This is a genomic window from Kushneria halocnemicola (assembly GCF_965650455.1).
Taxonomy (GTDB): Bacteria; Pseudomonadota; Gammaproteobacteria; order Pseudomonadales; family Halomonadaceae; genus Kushneria.
In genome coordinates, this window is record NZ_OZ287968.1 from 783,296 (window position 1) to 800,984 (window position 17,689).

Consider the following 17,689-nt stretch of genomic DNA (forward strand, 5'->3'; position numbering starts at 1 on the left):
CATGGGAGATTATGTAGAGGCGCTCGGGCTGGTCTTCCAGTGGCATGTGCTGCTGGTCATCGGTGCCGGCACGCTGCTCGGCCTGATCATGGGCGCGCTGCCGGGGCTGACCGCAGCAATGGCCATTGCGCTGTTGCTGCCGCTGACCTTTGGCATGCCGCCGGTCATGGGCATGGGCATGCTGCTGGGCACGCTGTGCGGCGCCATTGCCGGCGGTTCGGTGTCGGCCACACTCTTGAACATTCCCGGTACGCCGTCCTCGGTGGCCACCACGCTCGATGCCTTCCCCATGGCACGTCGGGGCGAGGCCGGACGGGCGCTGGGCATCTGTATCGTGGCCTCGTTTATCGGCGGCATTTTCAGCGCCGTGGTCCTGAGTCTGCTGGCCCCGCCCATCGCCGACTTCGCGCTGCGCTTTGGCCCGGCCGAGTATTTTGCGCTGAGTATCTTCGGTCTGGTCATTATTGCGTCCGTGTCCAGCAAGTCGCTGATCAAGGGGCTGGTGGCCGGTCTGATCGGGCTGTTGATTGCCACGATAGGGACTGACCCGGTCGCGGGCGTACAGCGCTATACCTTCAACAACCTGTCCCTGCTGACCGGTGTGAATCTGCTGCCGGCGCTGATCGGGCTGTTTGCCGTCTCCCAGGTGCTCAAGGACGTGGTCGATTACTTCGGCGGAGGCCCCGTCGAGCACAGCAAGAACAAGATGGATCACGCCCGTCCGCGCTGGGGGGAAACCCTGCGCTACTGGAAGGTGCTGGCTTCAAGCTCGGTGATCGGCACGATCGTTGGCGCCATCCCGGGAGCCGGCGGCAGTATCGGCTCGTTTCTGTCCTACGATCAGGCCAAAAAGATGTCGAAAACGCCGGAGAAATTCGGCACCGGCCATCCCGAAGGCATCGTGGCCTCGGAGTCTTCCAACAATGCGCTGGTCGGCGGGGCACTGATCCCGATGCTCACACTCGGCATTCCCGGCGAGGCGGCCACGGCCGTACTGATGGGCGGTCTGATGATCCAGGGCATCAGCCCGGGGCCGACGCTCTTTACCGATAACGGCTCGATCATTTACGGCATCTTCATTGCGTTTTTTGTCGCCAACATCTTCATGCTGTTGATCCAGTGGTTCGGCATTCAGCTGTTCGTCAAGGTACTGCAGGTACCGCGCAAGCTGTTGATGGCGCTGATTTTGATGTTCTGTGTGATCGGGGTATACGCCGTTGACGCCGATATTTTCAATGTCTATCTGATGCTGGGTTTCGGGGTGCTGGGCTATTTCCTCAACCGTTATGACTTTGGTACGGCGCCGGTCATTCTGGGCCTGATTCTGGGGCCGATTGCCGAATCCAATATTCGCCGGGCGCTTTTGCTCTCCGGTGGCGACTGGAGCGTGCTGGTCACGCGTCCGATCAGCCTGACGTTTTTGCTGGTCTCTGCAGCCTTTTTGTTTTTCACCCTGTGGCAGAACCGTCGCCAAACGACTCCCCATTCATAGGAGAAGCCCTGTATGTCACTGCCTACCATTACACGCATGACCATTGTGCCGGTCGCAGGTCATGACAGCTTCCTGCTCAATCTCAGCGGCGGTCATGCGCCATGGTTTGTGCGCTGCGTTCTGATTCTTGAAGACAATGCCGGCAACAAGGGCGTGGGAGAGATTCCTTCCAGCGAAGGGATTTTGAAAGGGCTCGAAAAGTGCCGTTCGCTGGTGGAAGGCACCCGTCTCAATGCCTGGCGCGGTACGCTCAACAACGCCAAAAACCTGCTGGCCCAGGGCGGGCCGGAAGAGCGGGGCCGCCAGACCTTTGACCTGCGCGTGGCGGTACACGTACTGACCGCCATCGAATCCGCGCTACTGGATCTTTACGGCCAGGCCGTCGAAATGCCGGTGGCCGATCTGCTGGGCCGAATGGGTCGCCAGCGTGATGAGGTCGAGGCGCTTGGGTATCTCTTCTTGCTGGGTGATCCCAAAAAGACCGATCTGCCTTACTTGAGCGCCGAGAACCCGCGCGATGACTGGGAGCGTCTACGCTGTCAGGAGGCGCTGACGCCGGACGCCGTCGCCGAACTGGCCCGGGCTGCCCACGAGCGCTACGGCTTTCGTGACTTCAAGCTCAAGGGGGGCGTTCTACCGGGCGAGCAGGAAGCTGACTGCATTCGCGCCATGAACCAGATTTTCCCCGAGGCGCGACTGACGCTGGACCCCAACGGCGCCTGGTCGCTGGAGGAGGCCATTCGAGTGCTGGAGCCGATTCGCGACATTCTCAGCTACGCCGAGGACCCCTGTGGTCAGGAAGGCAGCTGGTCGGGGCGTGAGACCATGGCGGAGTTCAAGCGCCGCACCGGTCTTCGCACGGCCACGAACATGATTGCCACCGACTTTAAACAGCTGCAGTACGCCGCTCAGATGAATTCGGTCGACATTCCGCTGGCGGACTGCCATTTCTGGACCATGCAGGGCGCGGTCATGGTCGGTGAGCTGTGCAACGAATGGGGCATGACCTGGGGGTCGCACTCCAACAACCACTTTGATATTTCGCTGGCCATGATGACGCACGTGGCCGCGGCCTGCCCGGGCGAGATCACGGCCATCGACACCCACTGGATCTGGCAGGACGGTCAGCGCCTGACCGAGGCGCCGTTTGAAATTCGTGATGGCAAGCTGACCGTACCGAAAACGCCCGGACTGGGCGTGACGCTGGATCAGGGCAAGCTCGATGAGGCGCATGCGCTTTATCGCTCGCTGGATGTGCGCGCCCGCAACGATGCCACCGCCATGCAGTATTTGATCGACGGCTGGGCCTTCGATCCCAAGCGCCCCGCGCTGGTGCGCTGAACCCGGCAAGACGCAACGCAACCATCAGGAGAGAAAGATGCAACTGACAGGCGAACTTCTCATTGGACAGCACGCCATCAAGGGCACGCGCGATCCGGTTCAGGCCATCAATCCGGCAACCGGCGACAAGCTCGAGCCGGTCTACAACGGTGGCAGCAGCAACGAGGTCGAACAGGCCTGTGCGCTGGCCTGGCAGGCCTTTGACTCGTACCGCGAGACGTCGCTGGAAGAGCGCGCCGTATTTCTTGAAACCGTGGCCGAAGAGATCGAGGCCATCGGTGATGCGCTCATCGAACGCGCGGTGGCTGAAACCGGGCTCGCCGAAGGGCGTATTCAGGGCGAGCGCGCTCGTACCTGCGGTCAGCTGAGAACCTTTGCTCGCGTCGTACGTGACGGCGAATGGCTGGACGTGCGCGTTGACCCGGCCATGCCGGATCGTCAGCCGATGCCGCGTACCGATCTGCGCCAGCGCCACATCGGTCTGGGTCCGGTCGTGGTCTTTGGCGCCAGCAACTTCCCGCTGGCCTTCTCGGTCGCCGGCGGCGATACCGCCTCGGCACTGGCGGCCGGCTGCCCGGTCATCGTCAAGGCGCACGGCGCCCATCCGGGCACATCCGAGCTGGTCGGCCGCGCCATTCAAAAGGCCGTATCGCGCTGCAATCTGCCGGAAGGCGTGTTCTCGCTGATGTACGGCTCGGGCCGCGACGTGGGCACAGCGCTGGTGGGCGACAAGCGCATCAAGGCGGCCGGTTTTACCGGGTCGCGCAACGGCGGCATGGCGTTGTGGAAAGTGGCGCAGTCGCGTGATGAGCCGATTCCCTTCTACGCCGAGATGAGCAGCATCAACCCGGTATTCCCGCTGCCGGAAGCGCTTGCCGCGCGCGGTCGCGAGATGGGCAAGGCGTTTGTCGGTTCGCTGAACATGGGCGCCGGGCAGTTTTGTACCAATCCGGGGCTGGTCATTGCCATCAAGGGTGAAACGCTTGAGACCTTCAAGCAGGCGGCCACGGAAGCGCTGGCCGATGCCAATGCCCAGACCATGCTCACGCCCGGCATCAGCGAGGCCTATCGTGAAGGCGTCGAGCGTCTGGCACAGCACAGCGGTGTGACCGAGCTGGGCCGCGGGCCGGTCGGCGAGGGCATCAACGCCTGTCAGGCCGGTCTCTATACCGCCTCGGCGCAGACTTTTTTGTCCGATGTCGAGCTGCAGGACGAAGTCTTCGGCGCCACCTCGCTGATCATCGAATGCGTTGACAGCGATGAGCTGGCCGCCGTGGCCGAGCATCTGGAAGGCCAGCTGACGGCCACACTGCAGATGGATGATGCCGACATGGAAAGCGCGCGGCCGCTGGTATCGATTCTCGAGCGCAAGGCGGGTCGTATCCTGGTCAACGGCTGGCCGACCGGTGTCGAAGTCAGCGATGCGATGGTTCATGGCGGGCCGTTCCCGGCAACCTCCGATGGCCGTACGACTTCGGTGGGCACGGCTGCCATCAAGCGTTTCCTGCGCCCGGTGTGCTATCAGAATCTGCCGGATGCGCTGCGTCCGGAAGCCCTGCGTGATGCCAACCCCTACCAGCTCAACCGCCTGGTGGATGGCAAGCGCGAAAGCTGATGCCCTGATTTAACAATCCATTGAGATTGCATCGAAAGGGTCTGCCGCAAGGCAGGCCCTTTTTGTCTTTATACGATGGTCGGTTCATGAACTAAAGAAGCAGAGTCACGGCCGTTAAAACAGGTATTATCTGTATATGTATGATGTATGACTTTTTAAAAGACAGGCTATCGATGAGGTCAGTCATGAAAAAATTTGCTTTGAAGAAAGGGTATGTTGCCATCGCCATGGCCGTGAGCATGGTTACAGTCTCTTCAACGGTCATGGCTGCCGATTTTCCGGATGATGACATCACCTTTATCTCGCCGGCATCGCCGGGTGGTGGTTCCGATTATCTGATTCGGTCGCTGCAGCAGGGGCTTGAACAGGATCTGGGCGTCAACATCATTCCCCAGTATCTGACCGGCGGTGGCGGGGCGATAGGGTTCATGAAAACCATCCAGGCACGCCCCGATGGCTATACGATTGTCGCCATCGACAACAAGGTCTTTACCCAGCAGGGCATGGGCAACGTCAACTTCAAGTATGAAGATTTTGACTATCTGGCCAGCTTTTATTCCGTGCCCTATGTGCTGGCAGTCAACAGCAAACTCGGCATCGACAGCGTCGAGGATATCCTGCCCGGTGGCGAGCATAATCGTCGCCTGAAAATCGGCTTTGCCGGCATCGGCTCTTCTACCCACATCATGAGCGTGCTGGTGGGCAAGGAGCTTGGCGCCAACTTTGACACCATCTCCTATCAGGGCGCCCCTGATGCCACGGCCGCCGTTATGGGCGGGCACATTGATGGTGTGGTCATGGACCCGATGGACCTTCGCAGCGCGCTGGAATCCGGTCAGATGACCCCCCTGGTGGTAACCAGCGGCGAGCGCAGTGACTCCCTGCCGGAGGTGCCCACCATGAAAGAGCTGGGACACGATATCGACATCTCCAACTGGCGCGGCGTGGCGGCACCGAAGGGCATGGACGAGCAGACCCGAGAGCGCTGGCTGAGCGCGCTCGAAAAAGCCTCCCAGGACCCGACGTTCGTCAAGCGCATCGAGCAGCTGGGCATTCATGTGGATTTTCGCTCCGGTGAGGAATTCAACCAGTATGTCGATGATCTGGCAGAAGAACTGATCCCGGTGGCGCAAGAGGTTGCCAGCGAGAACAGCTGAGGAGCAGGATCATGAAAGGTCATCTTCAGGAAGCCTTTTTCAGTCTATTGCTGGCCGTCGTGGCCGCCTTTCTCTGCCTGGCGGCCATGGACATTCCCGGCGGGGCGCATGGCTCGATTGCGCCGGCGACCTTTCCGAGCGTGATTACCTTCATTATCGCTCTGCTGGCCGTATTGAATGTGATCGCCTGCCTTTTAAAGGGAAAAAAAGCGGATAACCTGCCGGCCATTTCGCGGCAGGGGTTTTTGAATCTGATCCTGTTTATCGTGCTCAGCACCGCTTATATCTGGGTAATGAGCATGGCAGGATTTTTGATCTCCACGTTTTTTTACCTGCTATTAATGCCTCTTCTTATCTGTCTGATTTCTGCCGACCGCAAGGGGCTTTTGAAAAAGCCGGCGTTCTGGGCACGGGTCATTGCCTTTGCCCTGGTCGGTACGGGCATCATCTACGGCGTGTTTGTCGAGCTGCTCAAGGTCAGATTCTGAGCTGAATATCGGGAGGTTTTATGCAGACACTGACAGAGACCATTCAGCTCTTTGGTCCACTGACCCTGCTGGCCATACTGGCCGGCACCTTTTTAGGCATTATTCTTGGTGCGCTGCCGGGCCTTTCGGCGGCCATGGCCGTGGCGCTGCTGCTGCCGCTGACCTACGGGCTGGATACCATTGCCGGTATCGGCATGCTGCTGGGCGCCTTCTGCGGCGCCATTGCCGGCGGCTCGGTACCGGCCATTTTGCTCAACATGCCGGGCACGCCGGGTTCCATTGCCACCACCTTTGACGCCGCGCCCATGGCGGCCAACGGTCGGGCCGGCAAGGCGCTGGGTCTGTCGGTGGCGGCCTCCTTTCTGGGCGGCACCATCAGTGCCCTGATCCTGATGCTGGTGTCGCCGCTGATCGCCTCGGTGGCCCTTCGCTTCGGGGCGGCCGAGTATTTCTCTCTGAGCATTCTGGGGCTGATGATCATCGTGTCGATCTCCGGCGGCTCGCTGATCAAGGGACTGATTGTGGGGCTGATCGGTATGCTGATGTCCACGGTCGGGGCCGACCAGGTGACCGGCGCGCTGCGCCTGACCTTCGGACAGATGTCGCTTTTAACCGGCATCAGCCTGCTGGCCGTGATCGTGGGGATCTTTGCGGTCTCTCAGCTGCTGCTGGATATGGAAAAGATGCATGAAAAGCGCCCCTCCATGAAGGTCGAAAACGCGCTTGAAGGCGCCTTCCCACGGATGCGTGAGGTGCTGCGCAACTGGAAGCTTTTGCTGATGAGTTCGCTGATCGGTACCGGCGTGGGCGCCGTACCGGGGGCCGGAGGCAGCATCGCCTCGATCATGGCCTATGACCAGGCCAAACGCTTTTCCAAAAACTCAAAGGAGTTTGGCAAGGGCGCCCCGGAAGGCGTGGTGGCCTCGGAGTCTTCCAACAATGCCATGGTAGGCGGGGCGCTGATCCCGATGCTGACGCTGGGTATTCCCGGTGAAGGGGCCACGGCGGTTCTGATCGGCGGTCTGATGATTCAGGGCATCCAGCCGGGCCCGATGCTCTTTGATACCCAGGCTACGCTGATTTACGGCATCTTCGTGGCCTTTTTGCTGGCCAACATCATGATGCTGTTCGTGCAGTGGTGGGGCATTCGGCTGTTCGTGCGCATTCTGCGCGTGCCACAGCACTACCTGCTGCCGCTGATCTTTATCTTCTGCGCCATCGGGGTCTTCAGCATCAACAGCGATTACTTTGATGTGTATCTGATGATGGCGCTGGGCGTGCTCGGCTTTTTCCTGGCCCGTTTCGGCTTTGGCGTGGCGCCTGCCGTGATCGGGCTGATTCTGGGGGGCGTGGCCGAAACCAACCTGCGTCGCGGACTGCAGACCTTTGACGGCAGCTGGGAACCCTTCTTTACCCGTCCCATCAGCGTGGGCTTTCTGGTTCTGGCGCTGATCTTTGTCGTTTTCTCCCTGCGCGCTTCCTGGCGGGACAAAAAAGCCAACGCCGTTTCAAACTGACAGGTCAATGACATGACACACAAGATTGTAGTGGTCCACGAGCTCTATCCGGAACTGCTGGCTCGGCTCGAGGCCGACCACCAGGTGACGCACTTCAAGCGTCTGGCCGATGACGAGGATAAAAAAGCGTTCAAAGAGGCGATGTCTGATGCAGACGCCTTTATCGGCTCTAACGTCAGGTTCGACAAGGCACTGCTGGATGAGGCGCCGCGCCTGAAGGTGATCGCCAGCGTGTCGGTGGGCGTTGATGCCTATCCGCTCGAGGAGATCCAGGCGCGCAATATCGTGCTGACCAATACGCCCGAGGTGTTGACCGACGCCACGGCCGATACCGGCTTTTTGCTTTTGATGATGGCGGCCCGACGCGCCGGCGAGATGGAGCGCAAGGTGCGCGGCGGTCAATGGCAGGCCTCACTGGGTCGCGATGACTTTGGTATCGACATCAGCGGCAAGACGCTGGGGGTCGTTGGCATGGGGCGGATCGGTCAGGCGGTCGCCCAGCGCGGTCATCACGGTTTCAACATGCCGGTCATGTTCTATAACCGCAGTGACAAGCCGGAACTTGAAAAGCAGTTTGACGCCCGTCAGGTCTCGCTGGAGACGCTTTTCAGCGAGTCGGACTTTATCGTGGTGACCGTGGCGCTGTCGGAAGACACGCAAGGGCTGATCGATCGAAAGCTGCTGGCCGCCACGCGCGACAGGGCTATCCTGATCAATATTTCGCGCGGGCAGGTGGTCCGCGAAGCGGATCTGATCGCCTGTCTGCAGGACGGCACGCTCTACTACGCAGGCCTTGATGTCTACGAGCGCGAGCCCCTGGCGTCCGACTCCGCGCTTTTGTCGCTTGATAATGCCGTGCTGTTGCCGCATATCGGCTCTTCGACATTTGAAACGCGCAGTGCCATGTGCGATCTGGCCGCGGACAACATGACCCGGGTACTGGCCGGTGAGGCGGCACTAACGCCCGTGTGACGCTGTCAAAGGCCAGGACGGCCCGATCGGTCAAATGCCGTGCGATCTGCACGGCATTGTCTTCGCGCGTGATCGATACCTGCCATTACACAACAGCAGATGGTCAACATGAAAACGCTCAAGCTTGAACGCATTACCCAGCAGGGGAGCCTTTCGGGGCAGATTGCCCGACAGCTGGAAACCTCGATCGCCAACGGGCAGATCGCCGTGGGCGAGAAGCTGCCCACGGAAAGCGAGCTGTGTGACATGTTTGGCGTCAGTCGCACCGCCGTGCGTGAGGCGATTGCCCATCTGCGCTCCTCGGGGCTGATCGAGACCCGCCGCGGTATCGGCACACGCGTCATCGAGGCGCGACAGTCGGCGCCGTCGCCGGCGCGGCGCATCAGTGCCAATACGGTGGAAGACATTCTGCATGTGCTGGAGCTTCGCCTGACGCTGGAGCCACGCGCTGCAGCACTTGCCGCCGAACGCCATGACGATGACGATGCGCGCCGCCTGGAAAGCGCCCATGCGGCTTTCTTGGAGGCCATGAAAGAGGGCCGCCAGGCCCGCCACGAGGACTATCAGTTTCATCACGCCCTGATCGAGGCGACGCACAATCCCTTCTTTCGGTCCTTTTATGAGCCGCTGAGTCAGGAAGCCATTCCCCGGGCCAGGCTGGTCGACAACGAATTGAACGTCGAGGCGGCGCGACGCTATCTGGAAATGGTGGCCGGAGAGCACCAGGCCATTCTGGATGCCGTGCTCTCCCGCGACCCCGAGCGTGCCGACCAGGCCGTCAGGCAGCACTTCTCACGCGCTCGACAGACCTACACCGCCTATCGCGAAAAACACTGACGCCGGAATTACGCGCCAGTGTCACTTGTCGGCGTGGTCACGATGCGAGGACATCAGGCCTGTGCCTGCTCCAGACGCTGCATCGAGGCCACCAGGTCGTTGAACCGCTCCCCCTGAAGCAGCACATGTTGTTTGAGTTCGCACTGCGCCGTGTCGGCGTCGCCGGCCATCAGGGCCGCAACGATGCGCTCATGTTCGCACCACGAGCTTTCCAGCCGATGGCGGGCATGCAGCTGCAGACGCCGATAGGGCTTTAACATGGCGTGCAGGCGTCTGGCTTCCTGAGCCAGAAAGGTGTTCTGGCCGGCTTCATAGATCAGCCGGTGAAACTCGCCGTTTTTGTAGTAATAGCCGTTCACGTCCCCCTCAAGCATGCACTGACGACACTCGGCCTGCGCCTTTTGCAGCGCCGCCAGGGTTTCATCGGTCATGCGTCGCGCCGCCAGCCGGCCGCACATGCCTTCAAGCTCGGCCATCACCTCAAAGCGCTCCACAAGCTCGGTCACGCTCAAACGCGCCACGAAGGTGCCGCGCTTGGGCGCCACCTTCACCATCCCCGAGGCGGCCAGCTGGGTCAGCGCCTCGCGAATGGGCGTGCGCGAGCACTGATACTGCCGCGCCAGCGCCTCGGGGTCGAGGCGGTCACCCGGGGCGTAGTGGCCCTCGACGATGGCGTCCTCGAGCAGATCCCGAAGCCGCTGCGCCCGGGGTACGCGCCGTCCTGGACTTTCATTCAATAGACTTTCTCCCATGTTGACACCCCCGACCGGCGCGCGGATTGTTATATATAACAAAGCGGTGACATGTATATGAACAGTAACTTTCCGGTTGATGACAAGCAAGACGCATTGCCTGGTGCCGGGACTCCCGTTCACGCCATCGAAGAGGGCCGCCATGAACGTCAACATGAATTTTCTCCAGGAGCTGCTATCAAGCATCGAGCGTCGCACCCGTGAACGATTTCGCAGTACCGGCGGGGAGAGCAACGACAAGACCGCCAGCCTGTCGCAGCTGGCCTCAAGCTGTGAAACGCTCATGCAGCGCGGCGGGGAAGCCTCCCAGATCCTGATCGCCCAGCAGGCCCTCACGCGCTATCGAAGCCTGGATGATGCCGACAAACTGGCCTTTTTCGAGATGCTCGCCGAGCACTACGCCGCCGACAGCGATGACATCCACAAGGCCTATCGGGAATGGAGCGAGCGTGAGGACAACGCCACGCTTCAAAAGCTTTTCTCCGTGTGCGAGCCGCGCCGCCAGCACCTTTTGCGCCGTCTCAACCTGTGCCCGGGCGGCACCTATGAGCTGGTGGCCATGCGCGCCGACCTGCTGCGCTTTTTGAAGGACAATCCCGAGCTGGCCCCGCTTGATGATGACTTTGCCCACCTGTTTGCCTCCTGGTTCAACCGCGGCTTTTTGATGCTGGAAAGCATCGGCTGGAACACCCCGGCGGCGGTACTTGAAAAGATCATTCGCTACGAGGCGGTGCATGCCATTCAGGACTGGTCGGACCTGCGCCGTCGGCTCGATCCGGGGGATCGGCGCTGTTACGCCTTCTTCCACCCGGCCACCGGCGATGAGCCGCTGATCTTTGTCGAGGTGGCGCTGTGCAAGGGCATTCCCGACAACATCCAGACCATTCTCGCCGGCGGTGAGGAGGTGGCGCCGGGCGAGGCCGACACGGCCGCGTTTTACAGCATCAGCAACTGCCAGACCGGGCTCAAGGGCATCTCGTTTGGCAACTTTTTGATCAAGCAGGTGGTTCAGGAGCTCAAGCGCGACCTGCCGGGGCTGACCAACTTTGTCACGCTCTCGCCGGTTCCGGGATTTGCCCGCTGGCTCGCCACCCAGCGTGAGGAGGGCGAGCTGGCCGAGGATGATGAGGTCTGCACGGCGCTGGATCAGGCAAGCTGGACCATCGATGAAAAGGAGCGCCAGCGCCTGGCCCCCGAGCTGCGATCCCTGGCCGCGCACTACCTGCTGGAGGCGCGCAGTGCCAAGGGGCAGCCGCTGGACCCGGTGGCGCGTTTTCATCTGGGCAACGGCGCCAGCCTGCATCGCATCAACTGGCCGGGAGACACCTCCGAGAAGGGCTGTCAGCAGGCCCATGGTCTGATGGTCAACTATCTCTACGAGATTGATCGCATCGAGCAGAACCATGAAGCCTTCAGCCGGGAGGCCACGGTGGTCTGCTCAAACGAGGTGCGACGCCAGGCAAGAAGCGGGCGCAAGCGTCTTGTCTCGCGGGACAACGCCTGAGTTGAAATCCCCGGGTCAGAGCCCTGCGCCAAAGGCCCGGTGCTAAAGACAGCAGGCACGGCACCCGGCCCCTTGCGGGGCGGCAGGGGTAAAAGGATCCAATGGCAGGAGTTTCCATGAACCATAACCTTTATCTGCAGTTCTATCCGCACTTCGAGCGCCATCCCGACAAGGTGTTGATCGATACGCCCGAAGGGGATCAGTATCGCTACTCCGATGTGCTGGCCCGCTCGCGCCGCTTTGCCAGCGTGTTGAAGGCGCTGGGGGTAAGCCCGGGCGACCGTGTGGTGGTGCAGGTCGACAAAAGCCCGCAGGCGCTGATGCTTTATCTGGCGGCACTGCAGGTGGGTGCGGCCTGGCTGCCGCTCAATACCGCCTACACGGAGTCGGAGGTGGAGTACTTCCTCACCGATGCCGAGCCGCGGGTTTATATCTGCCGCCCCGATGATCTGGAGCAGGCCCGTGGGCTCGCCGAACGTTGCGGCGTGGCCCATGTCGAGAGTCTGGGCGTGGCAAGCGACGGCACCCTGATGGACAAGTCCGAGGCGGGCAGTGAGGAGACGCAGATCGCCGAAGTGGATCGGGATGATCTGGCCTCGATTCTGTATACCTCTGGCACCACCGGCCGCTCCAAGGGGGCGATGCTGACCCACGGCAATCTGGCCGCCAACAGCCAAGCGCTGGTCGAGACCTGGCAGTTCTCTGATGCCGATCACCTGCTGCACGCGCTGCCGATCTTTCATACCCACGGGCTGTTCGTGGCCTGTAACGTCACCCTCACCGTGGGTGGGTCGATGACGCTGATGCCACGGCTGGATGTCGATCAGCTGCTGGATCTGATGCCGCGCGCCACGGTGCTGATGGGCGTGCCGACCTTTTACACCCGGCTGCTGGCCAGCCCCCGGCTTGATCGCGAGCGCACCGCCAACATGCGCCTTTTCATCTCGGGCTCGGCGCCGCTGCTGGCCGAAACCCATCACGACTTTTTCGAGCGCACCGGTCACGCCATTCTGGAACGCTATGGCATGACCGAGACCAACATGAACACCTCCAACCCCTATGACGGCGAGCGCCGCCCCGGCACGGTCGGCATGGCGCTGCCCGGCAGCGAGGTGCGCATCACCGATCGAGACACCGGCAAGCCCCTGCCGGATGGCGAGACGGGGCTGGTCGAGGTGCGCGGGCCCAACGTCTTCAAGGGTTACTGGCGCATGCCGGACAAGACCCGGGAAGAGTTTCGTGACGACGGCTTTTTCATCACCGGCGATCTGGGCCTGATCGATGACAAGGGCTATCTCAGCATTGTCGGGCGCGACAAGGACCTGGTGATCTCGGGGGGCTACAACGTCTACCCCAAGGAGATCGAGCAGTGGATCGATGCGCTGCCGGAGGTCTCGGAGTCGGCGGTGATCGGCGTGCATCACCCGGACCTGGGCGAAGGCGTGACGGCCGCCGTCGTGCTGCGCGATGACGCCCGTCTGGACGAGGCGCAGGTGCTGGCCGCCCTCAAGGACAAGCTGGCCCGCTACAAGCAGCCCGGGCGGGTATTTTTCATTGATGCGCTGCCGCGCAACGTGATGGGCAAGGTGCAAAAAAATGTCCTGCGTGAGCGCTACGCCGATACCTACCAGCAAACGGCGGCCGCCAGCCACTAGCACCAATCAGTACGTAACAAAAAAGTATCCGTGACGTCGTTATCGACCGTGACCGTCGCAGAGCCTCTGCGGCGGGCGGTCCGAACAACAAGGAGATGGATCATGGTGATTTATGGCGTGGCACTGCTGGCCGGCTGCATGCTGGCCGGTCTGATCATTGGTGATGTGCTGGGGCAGCTTCTGGGCATCAATGCCAATCTCGGCGGCGTGGGGATCGCCATGCTGCTGCTGATTTTCGTGACCGGCTATCTCAAAACGCATGACCACCTGCCGGAGAGTACCGAAAGCGGGATCAACTTCTGGAACGCGATGTATATCCCCATCGTGGTGGCGATGGCGGCCAGCCAGAACGTGGCCGCAGCCTTCAGCGGTGGCATGGTCGCCATCCTGGCCGGTGCCCTGGCGCTGGTGCTGGGTCTGGCGCTGGTGCCGCTTCTGACCGGCAAGCGCGTGGATGAAGCCCGACCGCTGGACGCCCGGCCCGCTCACGCGCATGGCAGAAGCCATTAATCGATCCCGCTTTTGGAGTGTGCCATGAACGATTCCATCATGACGCTGTTGGACAAGTACCACCTGATTGCCGCCTTTGCCGTGATCGGTTTGACCATGTTTGTCTCGCACTGGATGAGCCGACGCTTTACCGCCGGGCGGCTGCACGGCTCGGCGATTGCCATTTTGATCGGGCTGGCGCTGGCCTATTTCGGCGGCATCTATACCGGCGGCACCAACGGGCTGGCGGATGTGTCGCTCTTTACGGGGCTGGGCCTGATGGGCGGCGGGATGCTGCGTGATCTGGCGATCATCGCCACCGCCTATGGGGTGCGCTTCAACGAAATCAAAAAGGCCGGCCTGCGCGGGCTGATCGCGCTCTTTGCCGGCGTGCTGGTGTCGTTTTTTGCCGGCGCCGTGGTCGCGGTGGGCTTTGGCTACACCAGCGCGGTAGACATCACCACCATTGCAGCCGGGGCGGTGACCTATATCGTCGGGCCGGTCACCGGCGCAACGCTTGGGGCCAGCTCCGAGGTCATCGCATTGTCGATTGCCGCCGGGCTGGTGAAATCGATTCTGACCATGATCGTCACGCCCATGGTGGCGCGCCTGATCGGGCTGGATAACCCGCGCTCGGCGATGATCTTTGGTGGGCTGATCGGCACCACCAGTGGGGTCGCGGCGGGGCTTGCCGCCACCGACGCGCGCCTGGTGCCCTACGGCGCGATGACGGCCACCTTCTATACCGGGCTGGGCATTCTGCTGGCGCCCACGGTGCTGTTTCTGGCGGTGCGGATGTTTTTCTAGAGACCGCCTGCATGAGATGTTATCGCCGCCGGCCCGAAAGGGGCGGCGGCGATGGCGTTTTGGGGTTCTCTGTCTGCGAGGCGTCACGGTGTTTGAACGCCACCGTGTCACCTCAGGCCCGTCACACTTTCAGGCCGTCATTCCTCGATCGTTATTCCTCGAGAAAGTAGTCGCTGTCCAGCCGCTTGATCTCGAAGCGGTCCACGGTGGACACGCCCACGTTGTGATCGATCATCAGTCGCGCCAGCTGCGGCCCGTCGATCAAAATGATGCGGGTTTCAAGGCTGGTGACGTACTCCTGCGCCTCGCGGGTGAAGTTGGAGGTGGTGATAAACACGCCCTTGCGCGCCCGCTTGCCGGACAGCGCCCCGGAGAACTTCTGGATGTCCGGCCGGCCCACCGGATTCGACCAGCGCTTGGCCTGCAGATAGATGGTCTCAAGGCCCAGCGGGTCTTCATTGATGATGCCGTCGATGCCGCCATCCCCGCTTTGCCCCACGTTCTGACCGGCCGATGCCCCGCAGCCATAGCCCATGGTCATCAATACATCGATGACCAGCTGCTCAAAGCGCGCCGGGTGGATCTGCTGCATCCGCTCGATCAGATCGAACTCGAGATCGGCCCGAATGGCACGCCACGAGACCTCCATGCTCTCCAGCGGGGTGAGGCAGTCCGGTACCTCCTCCATGGCGTCCTGATCGTTGGCCGCCCGGGTGCGAGGCGCGCTGCTGCCGGTGCGGCGGCGAAACGCCTGAAACGATTCAAAGCCCATCAGATAGGCCATGTCGATATGGCGCACTTCCCGCAGGGTGATATAGCCCTGCGGGGTGATGGTCACCAGCCCCCGCCCGCAGGATTCCAGAAGCCCGGCCTTGCGCAGATAGCTGGCCGCCCAGGTCACGCGGTTGTTGAACAGATACTGCTGGCCGCTGGGGCTGAGCTGATGGCGCTCCTGCGCCGTCAGCTCGAAGGCATCGGCAAGTGGCGCATAGCTGTCGCGCAGCCGCAGCGTCTCGGCGCCGGCGGCGAGCTGCAGAAGGGGATACATCAGGGCGTGAAAGTCGGGAATCGGCATGGATCGGCGAGCATGGCTCCGGTAACGAGTGGCACCGGCCGGAAGCTTTCCCGGCCGGTTGCGGTATTGTCCTACACCTCCACCTGACTGCCCAGCTCCACGACCCGGTTGGGCGGCAGGTGGAAAAACTGCATGTTGTTGTGGGCGCTTTTCAGCATGAAGGAGAACAGTCGCTCGCGCCAGCGCGCCATCCCTGCCTCTGATGCGCTGACCAGCGTCTCCCGGCTGAGAAACCAGGTGGTGTTCATCGCCTCGAAGGGGAAGGGGGCCTCATTGGCTGTCCGGGACCGGCTGAAGGCACTCAGCGCCTGCGGCACGTTGTTGGTTTCCATATAGCCAAAGCGCACGACGATTCGATAAAACCCGTCCTCGAAGGTTTCCATCTGCACGCGCTGTGGTTCTTCAAGCCAGGGGCGGTCGTCGCTTTCGACCGTGACCAGAATGACCCGCTCATGCAGCACCTGGTTGTGCATCAGGTTATGCAACAGCGCCCGCGGCAGCACCTCGCGCCGGCCGGAGAGAAACACCGCCGTGCCCTTGACCCGGTGCGGCGGCTGGCGGCGCAGGCTCTGGATCAGCCCCGCCAGCGGCAGGTCGGTGCCAACGCGTTTTTCCAGCAGCGCCCGGCCGCGCCACCAGGTGCCCATCAGGGTAAAGAGCACGATACCGGCCAGCACCGGGAAGGCGCCGCCGTGAAAGAGCTTGGCGATATTGGCGCTGAAATAGAGCGCATCGACCAGAATAAAGCCGGTCAGCAGCGGCAGGCTTGCCCATAGCGGCCAGCGCCACAGCCGGATCATGACCACCGACAGCAACAGCGAGGTGATCAGCATGGTACCGGTGACCGCGATGCCGTAGGCCGCGGCCAGATGAGTCGAGCTTTCAAAGCCCACGACCAGTGCCACCACGCCGATCATCAACAGCCAGTTGACCGTGGGAATGTAGATCTGACCACGCTCGGCGCTTGAGGTATGAAACACGCGCATGCGCGGGATAAAGCCGAACTGGATGGCCTGATAGGTCATTGAATAGGCCCCGGTAATCACCGCCTGCGAGGCGATGATGGTGGCCACGGTGGCCAGGATCACCATCGGCCACAGCGCCCAGTCAGGTGCCAGCAGATAAAACGGGTTGCTGATCGCCTCGGGCTGAATAAGCAGCAGCGCCCCCTGACCGAAGTAGTTCAGCACCAGCGCCGGCAGTACCACCCAGAACCAGGCCCGCGCAATGGGGCGCCGGCCAAAGTGGCCCATGTCGGCGTAGAGCGCCTCGGCCCCGGTAATGGCCAGCACCACCGAAGAGAAGATGATGATGCCGATGCCCGGGTTGCTGCGAAAGATGTCGATGGCGTGCAGCGGGTTGACCGCGGCCAGCACCTGCGGCGCCTGCACGATGCCGTAGACCCCGAGCGCGCCCAGCGAGGCGAACCACAGCAGGGTGATCGGGCCGAAGAGCCGACCCACCGTGGCCGTGCCGCGATGCTGAAACACGAACAGCGCGATCAGAATGCCCAGTGCCATCGGCACCACCCAGTGCGCGATGGGCGGATAGGCCACCTCGATCCCCTCGACCGCCGACAGCACCGAAATGGCCGGCGTGATCATGCTGTCACCGTACAACAGCGCCGCCCCGGCCAGCCCCAGCATCACCAGCGCCAGCTGCAGATGCTGATGGGTGACCCCGCGCCGGGCCAGCGCCGTCAGCGCCATGATGCCGCCTTCGCCCTGATTGTCGGCGCGCAGCACCACCAGCACGTATTTGAGGGTGACCACCCAGACCAGCGACCAGAAAATCAGCGACAGGATACCCAGCACACCGCTGTCATCGGCCTTCAGGCCGTAACCGCCGGTAAAGACCTCCTTGAGCGTGTACAGCGGACTGGTGCCGATATCGCCATACACCACGCCGACCGCGGCGATGGTCAGCGTCGTCATGGACGCCTTGTGGGAAGATTCGCCGGTGCGACCGGAGGTAGCGGTGGTCATGGA

General features: G+C 62.0%; 15 protein-coding genes. 12 read left to right on the forward strand and 3 right to left on the reverse strand.

The window, feature by feature from the left end:
• Position 1 precedes the first annotated feature (1 nt).
• From ACS92L_RS03435 to ACS92L_RS03470, 8 genes are all read left to right on the forward strand, one after another.
• The gene (locus tag ACS92L_RS03435; protein WP_438767115.1) at positions 2 to 1,492 is read left to right on the forward strand and encodes a tripartite tricarboxylate transporter permease; all 1,491 of its coding nucleotides are present in this window, start codon (positions 2 to 4) and stop codon (positions 1,490 to 1,492) included.
• A gap of 12 nt (positions 1,493 to 1,504) precedes the next feature.
• Positions 1,505 to 2,833 carry an enolase C-terminal domain-like protein gene (locus tag ACS92L_RS03440; RefSeq protein ID WP_438767117.1) on the forward strand — a complete coding sequence of 443 codons (1,329 nt, stop codon included), beginning with the start codon at positions 1,505 to 1,507 and terminating at the stop codon, positions 2,831 to 2,833.
• 37 nt (positions 2,834 to 2,870) lie between these two features.
• Positions 2,871 to 4,448 (forward strand): aldehyde dehydrogenase (NADP(+)), encoded by a 1,578-nt coding sequence (locus ACS92L_RS03445; RefSeq protein WP_438767119.1) that lies wholly within the window; start codon positions 2,871 to 2,873, stop codon positions 4,446 to 4,448.
• Between the two features lie 185 nt (positions 4,449 to 4,633).
• A complete protein-coding gene (locus tag ACS92L_RS03450; protein ID WP_438767121.1) occupies positions 4,634 to 5,605 on the forward strand; it encodes a tripartite tricarboxylate transporter substrate binding protein in 972 nt (323 codons plus the stop codon).
• Between the two features lie 11 nt (positions 5,606 to 5,616).
• Positions 5,617 to 6,093, forward strand: a complete 477-nt coding sequence (locus ACS92L_RS03455; protein ID WP_438767123.1) for a tripartite tricarboxylate transporter TctB family protein — start codon at positions 5,617 to 5,619, stop codon at positions 6,091 to 6,093.
• Positions 6,094 to 6,113: 20 nt separating this feature from the next.
• Positions 6,114 to 7,610, forward strand: a complete 1,497-nt coding sequence (locus tag ACS92L_RS03460; protein ID WP_438767125.1) for a tripartite tricarboxylate transporter permease — start codon at positions 6,114 to 6,116, stop codon at positions 7,608 to 7,610.
• Between the two features lie 12 nt (positions 7,611 to 7,622).
• On the forward strand, positions 7,623 to 8,582 hold the full coding sequence (locus ACS92L_RS03465) for a 2-hydroxyacid dehydrogenase (protein ID WP_438767127.1): 960 nt from the start codon (positions 7,623 to 7,625) through the stop codon (positions 8,580 to 8,582).
• A gap of 108 nt (positions 8,583 to 8,690) precedes the next feature.
• Positions 8,691 to 9,419 (forward strand): FadR/GntR family transcriptional regulator, encoded by a 729-nt coding sequence (locus ACS92L_RS03470; RefSeq protein WP_438767129.1) that lies wholly within the window; start codon positions 8,691 to 8,693, stop codon positions 9,417 to 9,419.
• A gap of 53 nt (positions 9,420 to 9,472) precedes the next feature.
• Here the strand turns inward: ACS92L_RS03470 and ACS92L_RS03475 are convergent, their stop codons facing one another.
• The gene (locus ACS92L_RS03475; protein WP_438767131.1) at positions 9,473 to 10,156 is read right to left on the reverse strand and encodes a GntR family transcriptional regulator; all 684 of its coding nucleotides are present in this window, start codon (positions 10,154 to 10,156) and stop codon (positions 9,473 to 9,475) included.
• Positions 10,157 to 10,313: 157 nt separating this feature from the next.
• Here ACS92L_RS03475 and ACS92L_RS03480 point away from each other — a divergent pair, with 157 nt between their 5' ends.
• The 4 genes from ACS92L_RS03480 (at position 10,314) to madM (ending at position 14,626) form a co-directional block, all read left to right on the forward strand.
• On the forward strand, positions 10,314 to 11,675 hold the full coding sequence (locus ACS92L_RS03480) for a malonyl-CoA decarboxylase (RefSeq protein WP_438767133.1): 1,362 nt from the start codon (positions 10,314 to 10,316) through the stop codon (positions 11,673 to 11,675).
• 116 nt (positions 11,676 to 11,791) lie between these two features.
• Positions 11,792 to 13,330 (forward strand): malonate--CoA ligase, encoded by a 1,539-nt coding sequence (locus ACS92L_RS03485; RefSeq protein WP_438767135.1) that lies wholly within the window; start codon positions 11,792 to 11,794, stop codon positions 13,328 to 13,330.
• Positions 13,331 to 13,432: 102 nt separating this feature from the next.
• Positions 13,433 to 13,840 (forward strand): malonate transporter subunit MadL, encoded by a 408-nt coding sequence (gene madL / locus ACS92L_RS03490; RefSeq protein WP_438767137.1) that lies wholly within the window; start codon positions 13,433 to 13,435, stop codon positions 13,838 to 13,840.
• 24 nt (positions 13,841 to 13,864) lie between these two features.
• The gene (gene madM, locus ACS92L_RS03495) at positions 13,865 to 14,626 is read left to right on the forward strand and encodes a malonate transporter subunit MadM (RefSeq protein WP_438767138.1); all 762 of its coding nucleotides are present in this window, start codon (positions 13,865 to 13,867) and stop codon (positions 14,624 to 14,626) included.
• Positions 14,627 to 14,777: 151 nt separating this feature from the next.
• On the opposite strand, the gene ACS92L_RS03500 is transcribed toward madM, so the two are convergent.
• Positions 14,778 to 15,701, reverse strand: a complete 924-nt coding sequence (locus tag ACS92L_RS03500) for a restriction endonuclease (RefSeq protein ID WP_438767139.1) — start codon at positions 15,699 to 15,701, stop codon at positions 14,778 to 14,780.
• Positions 15,702 to 15,772: 71 nt separating this feature from the next.
• A complete protein-coding gene (locus ACS92L_RS03505; RefSeq protein ID WP_438767140.1) occupies positions 15,773 to 17,686 on the reverse strand; it encodes a potassium transporter Kup in 1,914 nt (637 codons plus the stop codon).
• Between the last annotated feature and the right edge of the window lie 3 nt (positions 17,687 to 17,689).

Bases quoted from the DNA above. Each gene is read 5' to 3' on its own strand.
- ACS92L_RS03435 (WP_438767115.1), top strand. From the start codon at position 2: ATGGGAGATTATGTAGAGGCGCTCGGGCTGGTCTTCCAGTGGCATGTG.
- ACS92L_RS03440 (WP_438767117.1), top strand. From the start codon at position 1,505: ATGTCACTGCCTACCATTACACGCATGACCATTGTGCCGGTCGCAGGT.
- ACS92L_RS03445 (WP_438767119.1), top strand. From the start codon at position 2,871: ATGCAACTGACAGGCGAACTTCTCATTGGACAGCACGCCATCAAGGGC.
- ACS92L_RS03450 (WP_438767121.1), top strand. From the start codon at position 4,634: ATGAAAAAATTTGCTTTGAAGAAAGGGTATGTTGCCATCGCCATGGCC.
- ACS92L_RS03455 (WP_438767123.1), top strand. From the start codon at position 5,617: ATGAAAGGTCATCTTCAGGAAGCCTTTTTCAGTCTATTGCTGGCCGTC.
- ACS92L_RS03460 (WP_438767125.1), top strand. From the start codon at position 6,114: ATGCAGACACTGACAGAGACCATTCAGCTCTTTGGTCCACTGACCCTG.
- ACS92L_RS03465 (WP_438767127.1), top strand. From the start codon at position 7,623: ATGACACACAAGATTGTAGTGGTCCACGAGCTCTATCCGGAACTGCTG.
- ACS92L_RS03470 (WP_438767129.1), top strand. From the start codon at position 8,691: ATGAAAACGCTCAAGCTTGAACGCATTACCCAGCAGGGGAGCCTTTCG.
- ACS92L_RS03480 (WP_438767133.1), top strand. From the start codon at position 10,314: ATGAACGTCAACATGAATTTTCTCCAGGAGCTGCTATCAAGCATCGAG.
- ACS92L_RS03485 (WP_438767135.1), top strand. From the start codon at position 11,792: ATGAACCATAACCTTTATCTGCAGTTCTATCCGCACTTCGAGCGCCAT.
- madL (WP_438767137.1), top strand. From the start codon at position 13,433: ATGGTGATTTATGGCGTGGCACTGCTGGCCGGCTGCATGCTGGCCGGT.
- madM (WP_438767138.1), top strand. From the start codon at position 13,865: ATGAACGATTCCATCATGACGCTGTTGGACAAGTACCACCTGATTGCC.
- ACS92L_RS03500 (WP_438767139.1), bottom strand. From the start codon at position 15,701: ATGCCGATTCCCGACTTTCACGCCCTGATGTATCCCCTTCTGCAGCTC.
- ACS92L_RS03505 (WP_438767140.1), bottom strand. From the start codon at position 17,686: ATGACCACCGCTACCTCCGGTCGCACCGGCGAATCTTCCCACAAGGCG.